This window comes from Burkholderia sp. 22088, from assembly GCF_052045915.1.
Classification (GTDB): domain Bacteria; phylum Pseudomonadota; class Gammaproteobacteria; order Burkholderiales; family Burkholderiaceae; genus Burkholderia; species Burkholderia cepacia.
In genome coordinates this window covers 271,203-288,967 of record NZ_JBQEPY010000010.1, presented here as the reverse complement: position 1 = coordinate 288,967, position 17,765 = coordinate 271,203, and the positions used below count along the sequence as shown (strand labels likewise).

12 protein-coding genes are annotated in these 17,765 nt (G+C 68.3%); 5 read left to right on the top strand and 7 right to left on the bottom strand.

Annotated features, from left to right (window positions below; genetic code table 11):
* Nucleotides 1–156 precede the first annotated feature (156 nt).
* The gene (locus tag ACTJLD_RS21125; RefSeq protein WP_440659545.1) at nt 157–699 is read left to right on the top strand and encodes a cysteine hydrolase family protein; all 543 of its coding nucleotides are present in this window, start codon (nt 157–159) and stop codon (nt 697–699) included.
* Nucleotides 700–785: 86 nt separating this feature from the next.
* Here the strand turns inward: ACTJLD_RS21125 and ACTJLD_RS21120 are convergent, their stop codons facing one another.
* The 5 genes from ACTJLD_RS21120 to ACTJLD_RS21100 all read right to left on the bottom strand — a co-directional run bounded on the left by ACTJLD_RS21120 (nt 786) and on the right by ACTJLD_RS21100 (nt 5,966).
* A complete protein-coding gene (locus ACTJLD_RS21120; RefSeq protein ID WP_027791848.1) occupies nt 786–1,892 on the bottom strand; it encodes a porin in 1,107 nt (368 codons plus the stop codon).
* A gap of 63 nt (nt 1,893–1,955) precedes the next feature.
* Nucleotides 1,956–2,375, bottom strand: a complete 420-nt coding sequence (locus tag ACTJLD_RS21115; protein ID WP_440659544.1) for a DoxX family protein — start codon at nt 2,373–2,375, stop codon at nt 1,956–1,958.
* 185 nt (nt 2,376–2,560) lie between these two features.
* Entirely contained in the window at nt 2,561–3,838 is a 1,278-nt protein-coding gene (locus tag ACTJLD_RS21110) for a cytochrome c (RefSeq protein ID WP_027791850.1), read from the bottom strand.
* Nucleotides 3,839–3,840: 2 nt separating this feature from the next.
* Nucleotides 3,841–5,460: a GMC family oxidoreductase gene (locus ACTJLD_RS21105; protein WP_027791851.1), complete on the bottom strand. Its 1,620-nt coding sequence runs from the start codon at nt 5,458–5,460 to the stop codon at nt 3,841–3,843.
* A complete protein-coding gene (locus tag ACTJLD_RS21100; RefSeq protein ID WP_027791852.1) occupies nt 5,460–5,966 on the bottom strand; it encodes a sugar dehydrogenase complex small subunit in 507 nt (168 codons plus the stop codon). Before ACTJLD_RS21100 ends, ACTJLD_RS21105 begins: the two co-directional genes overlap by 1 nt.
* 310 nt (nt 5,967–6,276) lie before the next feature.
* Here ACTJLD_RS21100 and ACTJLD_RS21095 point away from each other — a divergent pair, with 310 nt between their 5' ends.
* Both ACTJLD_RS21095 and pbpC read left to right on the top strand, forming a co-directional pair.
* Nucleotides 6,277–12,330 (top strand): alpha-2-macroglobulin family protein, encoded by a 6,054-nt coding sequence (locus ACTJLD_RS21095; protein ID WP_440659543.1) that lies wholly within the window; start codon nt 6,277–6,279, stop codon nt 12,328–12,330.
* Nucleotides 12,331–12,340: 10 nt separating this feature from the next.
* The gene (gene pbpC / locus ACTJLD_RS21090) at nt 12,341–14,584 is read left to right on the top strand and encodes a penicillin-binding protein 1C (RefSeq protein ID WP_440659542.1); all 2,244 of its coding nucleotides are present in this window, start codon (nt 12,341–12,343) and stop codon (nt 14,582–14,584) included.
* Nucleotides 14,585–14,625: 41 nt separating this feature from the next.
* Here the strand turns inward: pbpC and ACTJLD_RS21085 are convergent, their stop codons facing one another.
* Nucleotides 14,626–15,258 carry a LemA family protein gene (locus tag ACTJLD_RS21085; RefSeq protein ID WP_175861509.1) on the bottom strand — a complete coding sequence of 211 codons (633 nt, stop codon included), beginning with the start codon at nt 15,256–15,258 and terminating at the stop codon, nt 14,626–14,628.
* Nucleotides 15,259–15,339: 81 nt separating this feature from the next.
* Entirely contained in the window at nt 15,340–16,533 is a 1,194-nt protein-coding gene (locus tag ACTJLD_RS21080; protein WP_440659541.1) for a TPM domain-containing protein, read from the bottom strand.
* Here ACTJLD_RS21080 and ACTJLD_RS21075 point away from each other — a divergent pair.
* Together ACTJLD_RS21075 and ACTJLD_RS21070 are read left to right on the top strand one after the other, a co-directional pair.
* Nucleotides 16,532–16,849, top strand: coding sequence for a hypothetical protein (locus ACTJLD_RS21075; protein ID WP_124839803.1), 318 nt, complete (start codon nt 16,532–16,534; stop codon nt 16,847–16,849). The two genes, ACTJLD_RS21080 and ACTJLD_RS21075, sit on opposite strands and share 2 nt — an antisense overlap.
* A 208-nt stretch (nt 16,850–17,057) precedes the next feature.
* The gene (locus tag ACTJLD_RS21070) at nt 17,058–17,753 is read left to right on the top strand and encodes a hypothetical protein (RefSeq protein WP_440659540.1); all 696 of its coding nucleotides are present in this window, start codon (nt 17,058–17,060) and stop codon (nt 17,751–17,753) included.
* The last annotated feature ends 12 nt before the right edge of the window (nt 17,754–17,765 follow it).

Here is a 17,765-nt window from a genome sequence, read left to right as displayed (position 1 = left end):
ACCACCTCCTCGACCACGACACGCACGACCGCCTTCGGCGGGCTCGTGCGGCGAGTGCGCGCAAGGTCGTAGCGCCACGATTCCTCACAGGCCCCGCCGGTTCCGGACGGGGTCTTGTCGTTTCTCCGTCCGTATCGGTCACTCAGGAGAAACGCCATGCCCGAAGTCTCTTCCCCGAAACGCGCACTGCTCGTCGTCGACATGCAGGTCGGCCTGTATCACGGCCCCGAGCGTCCGTACGACGGCGAACGTGTGCTCGCGAACATCAACCGGTTGATCGGTCGCGCGCATGAAGCCGGTGCACCGGTATTCGCGGTGCGGCACACCGGCCCCGCCGGTTCGTCGATCGCGCCCGACTCGCCGCTGACCGCACTGCTGCCTGAACTCGCAATCGATGCCGCACGCGATACCGTGTTCGCCAAGACGCAGTCGAGCTGCTTCACCGGCACGCCGCTCGCCGCATGGCTGCATGCGGCCGGCATCGGCGAGATCGTGATTGCGGGGATGAAGACGCAGTACTGCGTCGATACGACGTGTCGCGCGGCCGGCGATCTCGGTTTTCGCGCGGTGCTCGTGACCGATGCGCACACCTGCATGGATACGCCCGAACTGCCGGCCGAGCGGATCGTCGCGCATCACAACGCAACGCTTGGGGGCCCGTTCGCGACGCTCACCACGACCGAGGCATGCGCGTTCTGACCGGCACCGGTCACACCGTCAACGCAACAACGCACGGACGGCAACCGCCCGTGCGTTGTTGCGTGCAAGGCGTCTACCTTCGCCGCTCAGAACGTATGCATCATCCCCACATACGCCCCTGTCTGCGACTCGCCCGTCATCGGGCTCGTACCCGACGTCGCGTCGCGCGGCGTCGCGAGCAGCGAGAAGTTCGAGTTGCCGCCGTTGCGCACATACGCGACCGTGCCATACAGGAACGTGCGCTTCGACAGGTTGTACGTGGTGCCGAGCACGTACATCATCGCGTGCCCCGACGGATCGTGCGACGCGTCGCCGCCGCCGTCGCCCACCTTCACGTAGTAACCGCCGCCCGTCACGGCCCATTGCGGCGTCGCGGTGTAGGTCGCACCGAGCCAGTAGTGATCGGCGCGATCGGCCACCCCGGCCGGGCTGTCCGGCGCCTGGTAGTGCGTATACGCGCCCTGGATCTTGAACTTCGACACCTTGACGTTCGCACCGACGAAATATTCGCGCGACGCGGTGAAGATGTTGCTGAACTTGCCGTTGTTGTCGCGCAGCTCGTCGTAGATGCCGCGCACGTCGAGCACCGGCGAGTGGTACGAAATCATGATCCCGTCCGAGCGGCCGAAGTCGTCGGCCGCTCCATAGTTGAAGCCGCGCGACTGGTTGCCGAACGCGTATTGCGCCTGCACGTCGAAGCCGCCGATCACGGGGCTGTGATATTCGATGTTGTTGCTGGTCTGCTGCCAGTTGCGGCCGCGCACGAGCGATGCCGACGAAAACGCCTGCTGGACGAACGGGTCGAATTCCCACACCCCGTCGCTGTCGATGAACAGGTTTCGGCCGGCCTGCAGCTGGCCCCACGTGTCGCTCTTCAGCCCGACATACGCGCGCCGCGACCACATGCGCCCGCCGCCCGTCGTGCCGTTCATCACCTGGAACGCGGTCTCCAGGTTGAAGACCGTCGACAGCCCGCCGCCGAGATCCTCGAAGCCCTTCAAGCCGAACATGCTGGTGCCCCAGTCGCCGCCTTCGGCACTCCAGCGGGTCGCGCTGCCGCCGTTCGGCTGCGCGATGTGGTTCAGGTATTCGATGCCGCCGTCGATGCGGCCGTACAGCATCACGCTCGTCTGAGCAAAAGCGGCCGCCGGTGTGGCGGCCGCGATCAGCCATGCGAAATGTTTGAGTCGCAAAATGATGCCCCCTCGGAGTCTCGACCTTCCAGCGCGCGCCCCATGCGCGCGCCCCGGGTCCGTTTATCCGCGATCGATCGAGAAACGTCCGGGGCCCGCCGCGCAAAGCGCCAGCAGGCCGCCGGAGATCGCGATGTTCTTGTAGAAATGAATCATGTTGTTGATCTGCTCGCCGCCCGTCATCGTCCAGTAGTGGTGGCCGATGATGCCGGTGCCGATCGTATAGAGCGCCAGCAGCAGCGCGAGCGCGCGCGTCTGGAAGCCGACCAGGATCGCGACCCCGACGAACAGCTCCATCACGACGGAGATCGCGGCGGAAATGATCGGCGCGGGCGCGCCTTCCGAACCCATGAACGCGATGGTACCGGGGAAGTCGACGATCTTCTTCCAGCCGAACATCATGAACAGGATCACGAGCAGGATCCGGGCAAGCAGCAGCAGCACATCGCGCTGGGACGCGAGAAACGGTTGATTCGGTGTCATGGTGTCGATCAACGAAAGCGATGCGCATGGCGCAAATACGCCCGGCGCACCGGATTGCGAATGAACCAGGACGGGCGGCCGCCTGCGCCGCCCGTCCCGCTCTGCAACAACCGGCATCGGGCAACAACCCGATGTGCTGTGCTCCTCCTCTTGTCAGTTATCGCCCTGCTTCGTCGCGCGCCGCATCAGCGCAGCTTCGCGACGTCCTGCTCGGTCACCTTCGCGGCCGGATTGCCGAACTGCCCGGTCAGGTAGTTCGTCAGCGCGGCGATCTGCGCATCCGACAGCTCGTGGCGGAACGCCGGCATCCCGACGTCCTCGCTGCCGGCCTTGCGCTGCACGCCGTTCAGGATCACCTGCACGAGGTTGGTCGGATTCGGTGCGCCCACCGTCGAGTTGTGGAACAGCGGCGGGTAATAACCGTCCGGCGTGCCCTTGCCCTGCATCTGGTGGCAGGTCGCGCAGTTGCCGAGATACAGCCGCGCCGGATCGATGCCCGACGACGCGAGTGCGGCGCCGCGCAGCGTCAGGCCGTCCTCGGCCGGCTTGCCCCACGACGAGCGCGACTGCTTCGCATCGCCGCTGGCAACCGCCGGCACCGTGCGAATGTACGTCGAGATCGCGCCGATGTCGGCTTCGGTCATCTTCGAGAAGCTGTGCTCGATCGCCTCGGCCATCGGCCCGGCCGCCTGCGCGAGACCCGGCACGGTACCGGTGCGCAGGTACTGGACGAGCTGCTGCTGCGTCCAGCCGCCGATCCCCGCGTTCGGGTCGGACGTGATGTTGTAGCCGTCCCAGCCCGCCAGCACCGAACCCGACAGGAAGCTGCCGCCCGTCTCGTCGAGCGACTTCTCCTGCATCGCGATGCCGCGCGGCGTGTGGCACGTGCTGCAGTGCGCGAGGCCCTGCACGAGATACGCGCCGCGATTCCACTCGGCGCTCTGCGCCGGTTTCGGCTCGTACGCGCCGTCCTTCAGGAACAGCCAGTTCCAGATCTTCAGCGGCCAGCGCATGCTCAGCAGCGCGGGAATCTCGTTCTTCGGCGGCGCCTGCTTGACCGGCTCGACGCCGTGCATGAAGTACGCATACAGCGCCTGCACGTCGTCGTCGTTGATCTTCGCGTACGACACGTACGGCATCGCCGGATACAGGTTGTCGCCGTTCTTCGACACCCCGTGGCGCACCGCGCGCTCGAAGTCCTCGGCCGACCAGTTGCCGATGCCCGTCTCGGGATCGGGCGTGATGTTGCTCGTATAGATCTTGCCGAGCATCGGGATCGGCATGCCGAGACCGCCCGCGAACGGCTTGCCGCCCTTCGCGGTGTGGCAGGCCATGCAGTCGCCCGCGACCGCGAGGTATTCGCCGCGCTTGACCAGCGCCGGATCGGCCGCATCGGCCGCGCGTGCGAGGCCCGGCAGCGCGAGGCAGCCGGCGAGGAGGAAGGTGAGAGTAGATTTCCGCACGGTCAGACTTCCTTCTTCAGCGTGTCCGACATCCGCAGCGCAAGCGCCGCGATCGTCAGCGTCACGTTCACCGTACCGACGGTCGGCATCGTCGAGCTGCTCGAGATGAACAGGTTCGGATGGTCGAACGTGCGGCAGTCCTTGTCGACGACCGAGTCGCGTGCATCCGCGCCCATGATCGTCGCGCCCGTGATGTGGTTGTTCGGCGCGAACTCGTCGTTGAAGACGACTTCGGTGCCGCCCAGCACCTTCGCGGCCGTCGCGTAGACCTCGCGCGTGTGGACGGCGCCGCGCTTCACGTAGTCGTCGATCGCATAGGTGATCTCCGGGCGCGGGATGCCGACTGCGTCGGTGGCCGTCTTGCTCGGCACGATGCGGTTCTCGGGCTGCGGCAGGATTTCGTGGAAGCAGTCGAACTGCACGTAGCGCGCGGAACGATCGCGGATCTGCGCGTCGAGCTCCTCGGGCTTCATCAGCTTGCCGGCCTTGAAGATCTTCTGCGTCTCCTGGTTGATGCGCGACATGTTCGACAGGTGGATCTTCTTCGCGGCTTCGGTCGCGCGGAACGGGCCGTCGCGGAAGCCGATCAGCGACGTCATCTCCTGCGGGCCGCGGCCCGGCCACAGCTTCTCGTTCGCGTAGAACGACACGCCGGTGCCCGGGTGGTCCATCAGGTTGCGGCCGACCATGTCCGAGCTGTTCGCGACACCGTTCGGGAAATCGCGGTTCGCGGACATCAGCAGGATCTTCGGCGTCTCGATGCCGTTCGCGGCAATCACGAAGTACTTGCCTTCGACGCGATGGTCGGCACCCGTCTTGTCCTTGTAGACCGCGGCGGTGATGCGCTTGTCCGGCCCGGTTTCGAGCTTGTAGACGACCGCGCTGTCGATCAGCTTCGCGCCGGCCTGCTCGGCCTTCTCGACGTGCACGATGCCGTTGTACATCGCGCCGATCGGGCAGATCGGCATGCAGTTGTTGTTCCCGCAACAAGTGGGCCGGCCGTCGTACGGGCGGCTGTTGCGCGCGACCGGCTCGGTCACCACGTGGAACTTCGGGTCATAGCCGTTGAGCGCGCTCTTGATCGTCTGCTCGTTGAACGACAACGGCAGCGGCGGCATCGGGTACGGCTCCTTGCGCGGCGAGTACAGGTCTTCCTCGGGGCCCGGGCCCCACACGCCGAGTTCCTCCTCGGCGCGCTGGTACCAATGCTCGATGTCGTCGTACTGGATCGGCCAGTCGCGGCCGACACCGTACACGGTCTTCATCTTGAAGTCGTTCGGGATGAAGCGCCACGCCGACGCGGCCCAGTGCCACGTCGTGCCGCCCACCGCACGGATGTACTGCGAGTTGAACTTGTGCTCGCCCTTCAGGATCAGGTAGTCGTTCGGCGGGCCGTATTCCGGATGCGGCGCCCACGCGCTCGACGGGTACGGGGCCATGAAGTCGGTCTTGTCGACCTGGTTGCGGAAGCGCTCGACGATTTCCCAGCGCGGCATGCGCGGGCCGGCTTCCAGCAGGATCACGGACTTGCCCGCCATCGCGAGCTGGTGCGCGACGATCGCGCCTGCGACACCCGAGCCGACGACGACGACGTCGGCCTTTTGCGTATCGGTATCGGCCATCAGGCTTGCCTCTCGATCGGTTTGTCGGCCCAGAAGCCGGGTTTGTTGGGGCAATACGACGGGATCACGAGCGTATCGGACACGACGCTGAACATTAATGCTTCTTCGTAGGTAATCACGACGTTGTCGACGATGCCGAGATACCACGCTTCAAGAATCTTCAGCGCGAGTGTTTCCTGATCGGGATTCAGCGAACCGGACGCGAGTGCGCCGGCGAGTTGCGGCAGGCTGTCGGCGGTCTTGAACGAACCCTTCTGCAAGGCCTGCAGGAAGCGCTGGCCGAGCACGCGGCTCAGCCCCTTCTTGCCTGTCAATGCTTCGGAGAGCGTCATGAACGTATCGAGCGGCGCGGTGCCGGGATCGTCGGCGAGGGCCCGCAACGCCAGCGAGCCCGTGAGGCCCGCCGCCGTCAGCGCCAGTGCGCCCTGCAGCCATTGACGCCGAGTGATGCCTGTTACGGCTGCGTCGCCAGTGCGACGCGAGTGGGGAGTGTTGTCGTTGTGCATGTTTCCTTTTCTCTCGAACACCGGATTCGGGAAAACCACGCTTGATATTTCTCAAACATTGGCGCGGACCTGAAATGTACGCGCACAAATCGGATCGAACAATCTTTTTATAGTCCATTAAATGTTCCGCAATCCGAGACAATCGACATTTCGCTGCTTTTTTGTATCGTCGGCGCGACAAAGTTGCGGCCGACGCACCCATGTCGTACACCGGCGACACACTGACTGCGCGCGACGATGCAGGCGCATGTCGGTCGGTTAGAATCGCGTGCAATCAAACAGAAAGCTTCCCTCCGAGGGCGATCGAGCGATGAAGCAGCACGACAAACAGAACAAAACGGAACGCATCCACCACACCACCCGGCTGCTCTGGCGCCTTGGCGCCGTCGCGGCGCTCGGCGGCGCCACGGCACTGTCGCTGCATGCGGGCGCGGCCCGCACGGTGAGCGTCTCGCCGCAAGGCACCGTCACCGAAGTCCGGCAGAGCGTCGTCAAGTTCGACGAACCGATGGTCGCGTTCGGCTCGGCGTCCGCGCCGAATCCCGCACGCGTCACCTGCAACGATTCCGCGGCCGCGCGCGGCCAGGGTCACTGGCTCGACGACAAGACCTGGGTTTACGATTTCGAAAACGACCTGCCGCCCGGCGTGCGCTGCTCGGTCGCGCTCAACGACGCGTTGCGTTCGGTCGCCGGCAATGCGGCCAGCGGCCCGCGCCGCTTCACGTTCCAGACGGGCGGCCCGTTCCCGGTGAACGTCCGCCCCGGCTCGCGCGAGATCGAGGAACACCAGGTATTCGTGCTGAAGCTGAACGGCCCGGCCGAACCGCGTTCGGCGCTCGCGAACATCTGGTGCGAAGCGGCCGGCATCGGCAACCGCATTCCCGTCACGGCCGCCGACGATGCGCGCAACGCGCTGCTCGATCACTTCGGGCTGAAGAAGGATGCCGCGCGCGTGCTGACGCTGTCGTGCGCGCAGGCGCTGCCCGCGAGCGCAAAGATGCAGCTCGTGTACGGCAAGGGCGTCACGAGCCCGAGCGGGATTCCGAACGAAACGGAACGGCGCTTCGATTTCACCGTGCGCGCACCGTTCGCCGCGAGCTTCTCGTGCGAACGCGAGAACGCGAAGGCGCCCTGCACGCCGCTGCGCCCGCTCACGCTGTCGTTCAACGCGCCGATCTCGCGCAAGAACGCCGAGGCGATCAAGCTGCGCGGCCCTGACGGTTCGCTGTCGCCGACCTTCGCGGCCGACGACAAGAGCGAGGAAGTCACCACCGTCACGTTCAACCCGCCGCTGCCCGAGCAGGCCGGCCTGACGGTCGAATTGCCGTCGGGCCTGCGCGACGTGACCGACCGGCCGCTGTCGAACGCCGACCTGTTCCCGCTCGCGACGCGCACCGCGCCGATGCCGCCGCTCGCGAAGTTCTCGTCGGGCACCTTCGGGATCGTCGAGCGCTTCGCCGAACCCGATACGCCCGCGCTCGTGCCCGTCACGCTGCGCAACGTCGAGGCCGACCTGCATATCGACGGCCTCAACACCCAGGGCGCGCAGTTCTCGAACCTGAAGGTCGACGACGACACCGCGATTCGTCAGTGGATGCGCACCGTCGACCGCTTCGACAACTGGTCGATGACGGCCGGCTCGATCGACAGCCAGATTCCCGGCCTGCTCGAACGCAAGGGCCAGCACCCCGTCTACGTGCCGCGCGAGGCCGGCGAGAAGGCGCCCGCACCGAAGGATCGCCGCATCGACGTGCGCTCGCTGACCCTGCTCAAGGGCCAGCCCGGCGTGCAGGCGCTGACGCTGCCGAAGGCGGACCCGAAGGCGCTGCGCCCGTTCGAGGTCGTCGGCGTGCCGATCGACAAGCCCGGCTTCTACGTGCTCGAACTCGCGTCGCCCGCGCTCGGCCGCTCGCTGCTCGCGAAGCCGTCGAGCATGTACGTGCGCACCACGGTGCTCGTCACCAACCTCGGCGTGCACCTGAAACAGGGCCGCGAAAACAACCTCGTGTGGGTCACGACGCTCGACAAGGGCAAGCCCGTGCCGAACGCGCAGATCCGCGTGTCGGACTGCAACGGCGACGAAATCGCATCCGGCACGACCGATGCGCAGGGGCTGCTGAAGATCGACGGCGCGTTCGAATCGAAGCGCGCTTGCAACTCGTCCGACTCGGAACAACGCTTCGACGACTACTTCGTGTCGGCCCGCGTGAACGATCCGAAGACGGGCCCCGACATGGCGTTCGTCAGCTCGGGCTGGAACCGCGGGATCGAATCGTGGCGCTTCAACGTGCCGACCGATACCGACAGCGCCCGGACCGTGCGCGCGCATACGGTGTTCGACCGCACGCTGCTGCGCGCGGGCGAAACCGTGTCGATGAAGCACTTCATCCGGTCCGAGACGCTGCAGAGCCTCGCGTTCCCGTCGCAATACCCGACCCGCGTGACGATCCGGCATCTCGGCACGGGCCAGACCTACAAGCTGCCGCTCACATGGGCGGCCGACCACAGCGCGGACTCGCAGTTCACGCTGCCGGCCGCCGCGAAGCTCGGTGAATACAGCGTCGAGCTCGAAGGCGGCCCGGAAGACTCGCCCACGTCCACCTACTACAGCGGCAGCTTCCGCGTCGAGGCGTTCCGCCTGCCGGTCCTGAAGGGATCGATCGGCGCGCGCGACGCGCAGAAGAGCCCGCTCGTCGCCGTGAAGGAGGCGCCGCTCGCGGTGCAGATCGACTACGTGTCGGGCGGTGGCGCATCGAACCTGCCCGTGCAGGTGTCGGCGCTGATGAAGTGGGCATCGCCGCCGTTCGCCGATCGCTTCGAGGATTTCAGCTTCACGCCGTATCGCCCCGACACGAGCGACGGCAATGCCGACGACGATTCGCAGGACGGCGACAACGCGTCGTCGTCGAACAACGATCCCGACGCGACGAAGCTGATCGCCGACAAGCTGCCGCTGACGCTCGACCGCAACGGTGCGGGCTCGGTCACGCTGAAGGGCCTGCCCGACGTCGACGCACCGAAGCGCATCGCGCTCGAAGCGACGTTCGCGGACCCGAACGGCGAAGTGCAGACGATTCGCGGCGACACGATCCTGTGGCCGGCCGCGGTGGTGGCCGGCATCAAGGCGGGCCGCTGGGTCTCCGTCGGCCAGCGCGTGCCCGTGCAGGCGCTGGCGGTCGACCTGCAAGGCAAGCCGCGCGCGTCGGTGCCGATCGAGATCAAGGGCGTCGCGCGCATCACGACGTCGTCGCGCAAGCGGATGGTCGGCGGCTTCTATGCGTACGACAACAAGAGCGACACCCGCGACCTCGGCGTGCTGTGCTCGGGCAAGACCGACGACAAGGGCCGCATGGCCTGCGACGCGACGCTCGAGCAGGCCGGCAACGTGCAGCTGATCGCGGTGGCCAAGGACGGCGACGGCCGCACGTCGAACGCGTCGACCTCGGTATGGGTCACGCGCGAAGACGAACTCTGGTTCGGCGGCGACAACACCGACCGGATCGACGTGATCCCCGAGAAAACCTCGTACGAACCGGGCGAAACCGCCCGCTTCCAGGTGCGCATGCCGTTCCGCTACGCGACCGCGCTGGTGGCGGTCGAGCGCGGCGGCGTGATGGAAACGCACATCGTCGAACTGAACGGCAAGAACCCGACGGTCGACCTGAAGGTCGGCGACACGTGGGGGCCGAACGTCTATGTGTCGGTGCTCGCGCTGCGCGGCCGGATTCGCGAGGTGCCGTGGTACTCGTTCTTCACGTGGGGCTGGAAGGCACCGGTCGAATGGGCACGCGCATTCTGGCGCGAGGGCCGTCACTATGAGGCGCCGACCGCGTTCGTCGACCTGTCGAAACCCGCGTTCCGCTATGGCCTCGGCGAGATCAAGGTCGGCACCGGCGTGCACCGTCTCGGCGTGTCCGTGACGACCGACGCGACGCGCTACACCGTGCGCAGCAAGGCGCAGGCGCACGTGAAGGTCACGCTGCCGAACGGCCAGCCCGCGCCGGCCGGCACGCAGATCGCGGTCGCGGCCGTCGACGAGGCGCTGCTCGAACTGATGCCGAACAACAGCTGGGACCTGCTCGACGCGATGCTGCGGCGACGCGCGTACGGCGTCGAGACGGCCACCGCGCAGATGGAAATCGTCGGCCGCCGCCACTTCGGCCGCAAGGCCGTGCCGGCCGGCGGCGGCGGCGGCAGCGCGCCGACGCGCGAGCTGTTCGACACGCTGCTGCTGTGGAATCCGCGCGTGACGCTGGACGCCAACGGCAGCGCGACCGTCGAGGTGCCGCTGAACGACGCGCTCACGCGCTTCCGGATCGTCGCGATCGCGGCGGTCGGCCCCGACCGCTTCGGCACCGGCAGCACGTCGATCCGCAGTACGCAGGATCTGCAGCTGATCTCCGGCCTGCCGCCGCTCGTGCGCGAAGGCGATGCGTTCCGCGCGCAGGTCACGCTGCGCAACACGACCGACCGCGCGATGCAGGTCGTCGTGACGCCGCGCGTGACGGGCCTCGATGTCGCACCGCAAACCATCTCGCTGGCGGCCAATACGGCAACCGAAGTCGCATGGACGATCACCGTGCCCGAGCAGGCGCTCGACGCGGCCGGTGCGCTGAACTGGCGCATCGAAGCGACCGAACAAGGCGGCAAGCGCGCGTCCGACGCGCTGGCGGTCGCGCAGAAGGTCGTGCCCGCGCTGCCGGTCACGGTACAGCAGGCGACGCTCGCGCAGGTCGACGGCACGCTGACGGTGCCGGTGGCCTCCCCGGCCGGCGCCGCGAACAACGCGCAAGGCTTGCCGCGCGGCGGCATCGCCGTGTCGCTGCAGTCGAAGCTCGCCGACGGACTGCCCGGCGTGAAGCGCTGGTTCGAGCGCTATCCGTACCGCTGCCTCGAACAGCAGACGTCGCGCGCGATCGGCCTGCGCGATCCCGCGCAATGGCAGGCGCTGATCGCCCGCATGCCCGTCTATCTCGACAGCGACGGGCTCGCGAGCTACTTCCCGCCGTCGTCCGACGATTCGCACGCCGGCAGCGCGACGCTGTCGTCGTACCTGCTCGTGGTGTCCGACGAGGCGAGCCGTCTCGACCCGCGCTTCGCGCTGCCGGAAGACCTTCGCACGCAGCTCGAAGCCGGGCTCGCGCGCTTCGTCGACGGCCGTCTCGAGCGCAACACGTGGGCGCCGCGCCAGGATCGCGACCTCCGCAAGCTCGCCGCGATCGAAGCGCTGTCGCGCTACGGCGCCGCGCAAGGACGCATGCTCGGCTCGATCGAGATCGCGCCGAACCAGTGGCCGACGTCGGCGGTGATCGACTATCACGCGATCCTCACGCGCGTGAAGGACATCCCGCAACGCGACGAGAAACGCGCGCAGGTCGAGCAGATCCTGCGGGCACGCCTCACGTACCAGGGCACGCAGCTCGTGTTCTCGACCGCGCGCGACGACGACCTGTGGTGGCTGATGACCAGTAACGAGACCAACGCGGCCCGCCTCGCGCTGGAATTCGCCGGCGATCCGGCGTGGAAGGACGAGATGCCGCGCGTGACGGCCGGCCTGCTCGCCCTGCAGCGCCAGGGCGCATGGCAGACGACCACGTCGAACGCGCTCGGCCTGCTCGCGGTCGAGCGCTTCTCGCGCACCTACGAGAGCACGCCGGTTGCCGGCGCGACGAAGGTCGCGCTCGGCGGCGACGAGCGCACGATCTCGTGGTCGCAGGCGCCGGCACCCGCGCCCGCCGACCCGGCTGCATCGACCACGCAAGCCACCCCGGCCACCCGCGCCGCCGCGGCCCGCAGCGTGATGCTGCCGTGGCCGCGCGCGTCGCAGGCACCGGCCACGCTGTCCGTCACGCAAGACGGCACCGGCCGCCCGTGGGCCACGATCGAAAGCCTCGCGGCCGTGCCGCTGCGTTCGCCGTTCGCGGCCGGCTACCGGATCACGAAGACCGTCACGCCGGTGTCGCCCGCCGTCAAGGGCGTGCTGACGCGCGGCGACGTCGTGCGCGTGCATCTCGACATCGACGCGCAGAGCGACATGACGTGGGTCGTCGTCAACGATCCGGTTCCGGCCGGTTCGACGATCCTCGGTTCGGGCCTCGGCCGCGACTCCGAAGCCGCGACGCAGGGCGAGAAGACGCCGGACGGCGCCTGGCCGGCGTTCATCGAGCGCGACTTCGACGGCTACCGTGCGTACTACGACTATCTGCCGAAGGGCAAATTCTCGGTCGAGTACACGGTGCGGCTGAACAACGTCGGCACGTTCGGGCTGCCGCCGACGCGTGTCGAGGCGCTGTACGCGCCGTCCGTGTACGGCCTGTGGCCGAACCCGCCGATGACCGTGAAGCCGGCCGACGCGGGCAAGTAACGAGTACGCGATGATCGATCAGGTATTGCCGCGGCCGGCGCGTTTCGCCGGCCGCGTATTCGTCGCCGTCGTGCTGGCCGCGCCGCTCGTCGCGCATGCGCTGCCGGGCTACGACGAAGTGCGCCGCAACTGGCGCAGCTCCGACTGGGTGCTGCTCGCGCGCGACGGCACGCCGCTGCAGCGCACGCGCGTCGACCTCACCGAACGGCGCGGCGACTGGGTGTCGCTCGCGGACGTGTCGCCCGCGTTTCGCGAGGCGATCGTCGTATCGGAAGACAAGCGCTTTTACGAACACAGCGGCGTCGACTGGCGCGGCATCGCCGGCGCCGCGTGGGGCAACCTGTGGAACGAACGCACGCGCGGCGCGTCGACCGTCACGATGCAGCTCGCCGGGCTGCTCAGCGATTCGCCGCGCCGGTCGGGCCAGCGCTCGCTGCCGCAGAAGGCCTCGCAGGCCGTCAACGCGCTGCTGCTCGAACGCGGCTGGCGCAAGGACCAGGTGCTCGAGGCATACCTGAACCTCGTGCCGTTCCGCGGCGAGACGATCGGCCTCGCCGCGCTGTCTCAGGTGCTGTTCGGCAAGGCACCGTCGGGCCTCGACGCACGCGAAGCCGCGATCGCGGCCGCGCTCGTGCGTGCGCCCAACGCCACGCCCGCGAAGGTTGCCGAGCGCGCGTGCCGGATCCTGCGCGACATGCACGCGGAGCCGGCCTGTGCTTCGCTCGACGGCTACGTGCAGCTGGTCACCGCGCGGCCGGCCAGCGCCGCGCGCGACGACGGCGCCGCCCTCGCCCCGCACTTCGCGCGACGCATCGCGGCCGAGGTCCGGCCGGCGGCCGGCGCGCAGGTGCGCACGACGCTCGACGCGCCGCTGCAGCGCTTCGCGCGCGACACGCTGATGCGCGCGCTGACCGAACTCAACGCGCCCGCGCACCGGCGCAACGTGCAGGACGGTGCGGTCGTCGTGATCGACAACGCGACCGGCGAGATTCGTGCATGGGTCGGCTCGTCCGGCGCGCTGTCGAGCGCGCGCGACGTCGATGCCGTGCTCGCGCCGCGCCAGGCCGGCTCGACGCTCAAGCCGTTCCTGTACGCGCAGGCGATCGACGAGAAACGGCTGACGGCCGCGTCGCTGCTCGACGACGCGCCGATCAACCTCGCCGCCGGCGGCGGCCTGTACATCCCGCAGAACTACGACAAGGATTTCAAGGGCTGGGTGAGCGTGCGCAGCGCGCTCGGCGGCTCGTTGAACGTGCCGGCCGTGCGCACGCTCGTGCTCGTCACGCCGCACCGCTTCGCGCGCACGCTGACCGCGCTCGGCCTGCCGCTCGCGCAGGAAGGCGACTACTACGGCTTCAGCCTCGCGCTCGGCAGTGCGGACGTCACGCTGCTGTCGCTGACCAACGCGTACCGCGCGCTCGCGAACGGCGGCGTCGCCCGCCAGGTCGTCGACCGGCTGGTGCCGGCACCGGCATCCGGCGCATCGGCCGCCTCGCCCGCCCGCGCGGCCGACGGCACGCGCGTGTTCAGCGAGGCAGCCAGCTTCGTCGTGACCGACATCCTTTCCGACAACAACGCGCGCGTGCGCACGTTCGGCTTCGACAATCCGCTCGCGACGCGCTTCTTCTCGGCAGTCAAGACCGGCACGAGCAAGGACATGCGCGACAACTGGACCGTCGGTTTCACGTCGCGCTATACGGTCGGCGTGTGGGTCGGCAATGCGGACGGCTCGCCGATGTGGGACGTGTCGGGCGTCACGGGCGCGTCGCCGGTGTGGTCGGCCGTCGTCGGCTACCTGCACCGCGACGTGCCGAGCCGCGCGCCGCGCGCGCCGGCCGGCGTCGAGACGCGCCGCATCACCTTCGAGCGCGACATCGAACCGTCACGCAACGAGTGGTTCGTCGCGGGCACGGCGGTCGACACGATCCGGCTCGCCGCGCCCGTCACGCCGGGCAAGGACGGCGCGCGTGCGCCGCTGACGATCGGCACGCCGACCGACGGCACGATCTTCGCGATCGACCCGGACATTCCGCCGAAGAATCAGCGGATCTGGTTCGAGCGCTCGGCCGGGCACGCCGCGAAGTTCGCGTGGCGGCTCGACGACAAGGTGATCGGACATGCCGACCGCATCGCGTGGATGCCGTGGCCGGGCCGGCACCGGCTCGAACTCGTCGATGCGCGCGGCAATGTTGCCGACGCGATCGGCTTCGAGGTGCGCGGCGCGTTCGCGAAGGCGGCCGCGCGCAAGCCCTGAATGCGCGCTTCGGTCGGACGTTTCGACCTGACGCTCCGGCCTTACTCGCCGGCCGTGTTTGCCTTTGCCGGCTGCGGCTGCGACTGCGCGGAGAAATCGAGTGCCGGCGCGGTCGAAACCGCCGCTTCGTTCGCGACGCTGAAATTCGGGCGCGGCTGGTAGCCGAAGATCTTCGCGATCACGACGCCCGGGAACTGGCGGATCTGCACGTTGTAGTGCTGCACCGTCTTGATGTAGCGGCCGCGCGCGACCGCAATGCGGTTTTCCGTGCCTTCGAGCTGGGTCTGCAGGTCGCGGAACGCTTCGTTCGCCTTCAGCTCCGGATAGCGCTCGGACACCACCATCAGCCGGCTCAGCGCCCCGGACAGCTCGCCCTGCCGCTGGTCGAACGCCGCGAGCGCGGCCGGGTCCTTCGCCATCTCCGGCGTCATCTGCACGCTGCCCACGCGCGCACGGGCCGATGCCACCTCGGTCAGCACGCGCGCCTCGTGCGACGCGTAGCCCTTCACCGACGCGGCGAGATTCGGCACGAGGTCCGCGCGGCGCTGATACTGGTTCAGCACTTCGGACCATGCGGCATTGATGTCCTCGTCGGACGACTGGATCGCGTTGTAGCCGCACCCCGCGAGCGGGGTCAGCACGCAGCACACGAGCAGGATTCGAAACCATTTCATCATGGGTTGTTTCCGGTTGAACGCTCCGGGTGGAGCGGCAGGTGAAAGGAATCAGGCGCGCAGGCAGGCTGCGCGCGCACGCTACCAGCGGCCCGATGCGCCGCCACCGCCGCTCGACCCGCCGCCGCCGCGAAACGAATCGGAACCCGATTGCGACCGGGAGCCGGACGAGGATGACGACGAAGACGAGCCACTGCCCGTCAGCTTCGCCCAGATCACGGCGAGTACGCACAGCACGCCGAAGATGCCGGACAGCACTTCCCCGACCGAATAGTCCATTTCGCGCCCGATCGCGACGATCATGAACAGCGTCCCGCCCACGATCGCGGTGATTTTGCGCACGCGCGCCGACAGGAACAGGTTGATGCCGAGCAGGCACGGCCCGACACCGGCGGCCGCCGGAACGAACGCCGCGGCGCCCAGCATGGCTTCGAGATTGCCGTTGAAGATCGCGCCGACCGGCAGCATCACGACCGGCACGACGGCCGCCACGAGCCAGGCGGCCAGGAGCGCCACCCTGCGGCGCAGCTTGCGCCACTGCGCGACCACGCCGAGCACGACGTTGGCAACCCCGAGCAGGAACCAGAACCGCACGCCGCCCGTGTTCGGGCGTTTCCGCTCGGGCAGGCCGTTCGACTGGTATTTTTCGCCGCCGGCTCGCGCGTCGCGGGGCGGCGGGTTCGCGGCATCCGTCGCGGTCGCCGCGGCCGTTTCGTATGCTTCGTCGCGCCCGCCGAACGCCGTGGCGGGTGCAGGCTGCTCCGGCGCGGCGACGTCGGCCGGCATCATTTCGTGCGTCAGCGCGTCCAGCGCATCGCTGATGCCGGCTTCAATGCGGTTCTCGCGGAATGCCGGCACGATCCGCTCGCGAATGATCCGGCCCGCGACGATGTCCGGAATCGTGCCTTCGAGCCCGTAGCCGACTTCGATCCGCACGGTATGGTCGTTGAGCGCGGCGACGAGCAGCAGGCCGTTGTTGACCTTGGCCTTGCCGAGTTTCCATTGGTCGAACACGGTGGTCGCAAACTGTTCGATCGTCGATTGTCCGGTCGACCCGACCAGCAGGATCGCGACCTGTACGCCGAGCCGTTGTTCGAGCGCGGCGAGGCGGTCGGTCAGCTCGGAGGCGCAGGCCGCGCTCAGCACGCCCGTCGTGTCCGTCACGCGGCCTTTCAACGGCGGTGCGGCTTCCGGCTTCGAGGCAACCGGATAGGCTGCGGCGGCGGCCACGTGTGTGCAGGCCGACCGGGCCGGGGTGGCAAGCGTGGCGGCCATGGACGCCGCGACGGCAACGCTGCCATCTTCGGCCGGCGCCGCGATGGCCGTGCCGCCGAACAGCAAGATCGCGCCCGCGAGCAAGGCAGCGGCCTTCCGGAAGCCGGACCTGCCGGTCACGCCCCTGGTGCCGCGTGGGTGCCGAATGCCGGTTCGGGCCGTGCCTGCCCGCGATGCCGGATCGCCTTCGCCGCCCGGCGCGCACGGCCGGCCCGTCTGTCGTTTCGAATTCATGTCGGAAACGGCGCGCCGGCTCCATCGGGAACGGCACGTTCTCTCGTCGTTTTTAATCGTCCCGCAGCATAACCAATTGTGAAAGGAACTGAAAGGTTTCCGGCCGACTTCCGGATCTCGTCATTTCAGCGTGCCGCTGCACGACGCGCTCGTCGTCAGGCCGCGTCCGGCCGCAGGCCGGCCAGACGACCGAAACGGGCAAGCAGTGCACCGCTTCGGGACATAGAATGTGAACGACGCCGCACCGTCGGCGCCTGCCGGTTGCCCCACTCTCCTCAAGGCCAGCGACCATGAACCTGCACCCCAGGCGTTTCATCCGCCCCGCGCTGGGCACGCTCTGCCTCGCCACCCTCGCAGCGCTTCAGGCGTGCAACGGCGATGCCTGCTTCGGCGTGGATGTCTGCTTCAACAACAACAACAACACGCAAACCGTCGCGCTGTCGGGCACGGCCGCGACGGGCGACGCGCTCGCGAGCGCGCAGGTGACGGTCAGCTGCGTGACGGGCTCGGCGACGACGCTGACGGACGGCGGCGGCAACTACCGCGTGACGGTCAATGCCGCGCTGCCGTGCGTCGTCACCGTGACGTCGGGCGGCACGAGCCTGCATTCGCTCGCGTACGCGGGCGGCACGTTCAATACGACGCCCGAGACCGAGCTGATGCTGGCCTATCTCGCCGCCCAGCTCGGCACGAACACCGCCGCATTGATCGGCAATTTCCAGGGCAATCCGCGCTACCAGCAGGCGATGAACAGCGCGAACACCGTACAGGCCGCGCAATCGGCCGTGGTGACGAACCTGCAGCAGCGCTATTCGGTCACGCTCACGGCGCCGGCGTTCCTGACCACGTCGTTCACGGTCGGGCAACCGGGTGTCGACAGCGATCTCGTCGCGCTCGCGAAAGCCGGCGCGATCGACGCGAACGGGATGCCGGATCCGGCTGCGGTTTCGCTGCTCACGCAGGCCGGCGCGACGCATCCGCTTTGACAAGCGGCCGGC

What these genes read in the sequence shown, in the direction of transcription:
- ACTJLD_RS21085 (WP_175861509.1), bottom strand. Translation starts at nt 15,258, where the DNA reads ATGAAATGGTTTCGAATCCTGCTCGTGTGCTGCGTGCTGACCCCGCTC.
- ACTJLD_RS21075 (WP_124839803.1), top strand. Translation starts at nt 16,532, where the DNA reads ATGGACGCCGCGACGGCAACGCTGCCATCTTCGGCCGGCGCCGCGATG.
- ACTJLD_RS21095 (WP_440659543.1), top strand. Translation starts at nt 6,277, where the DNA reads ATGAAGCAGCACGACAAACAGAACAAAACGGAACGCATCCACCACACC.
- ACTJLD_RS21105 (WP_027791851.1), bottom strand. Translation starts at nt 5,460, where the DNA reads ATGGCCGATACCGATACGCAAAAGGCCGACGTCGTCGTCGTCGGCTCG.
- ACTJLD_RS21100 (WP_027791852.1), bottom strand. Translation starts at nt 5,966, where the DNA reads ATGCACAACGACAACACTCCCCACTCGCGTCGCACTGGCGACGCAGCC.
- pbpC (WP_440659542.1), top strand. Translation starts at nt 12,341, where the DNA reads ATGATCGATCAGGTATTGCCGCGGCCGGCGCGTTTCGCCGGCCGCGTA.
- ACTJLD_RS21070 (WP_440659540.1), top strand. Translation starts at nt 17,058, where the DNA reads ATGAACCTGCACCCCAGGCGTTTCATCCGCCCCGCGCTGGGCACGCTC.
- ACTJLD_RS21125 (WP_440659545.1), top strand. Translation starts at nt 157, where the DNA reads ATGCCCGAAGTCTCTTCCCCGAAACGCGCACTGCTCGTCGTCGACATG.
- ACTJLD_RS21115 (WP_440659544.1), bottom strand. Translation starts at nt 2,375, where the DNA reads ATGACACCGAATCAACCGTTTCTCGCGTCCCAGCGCGATGTGCTGCTG.
- ACTJLD_RS21080 (WP_440659541.1), bottom strand. Translation starts at nt 16,533, where the DNA reads ATGGCCGCCACGCTTGCCACCCCGGCCCGGTCGGCCTGCACACACGTG.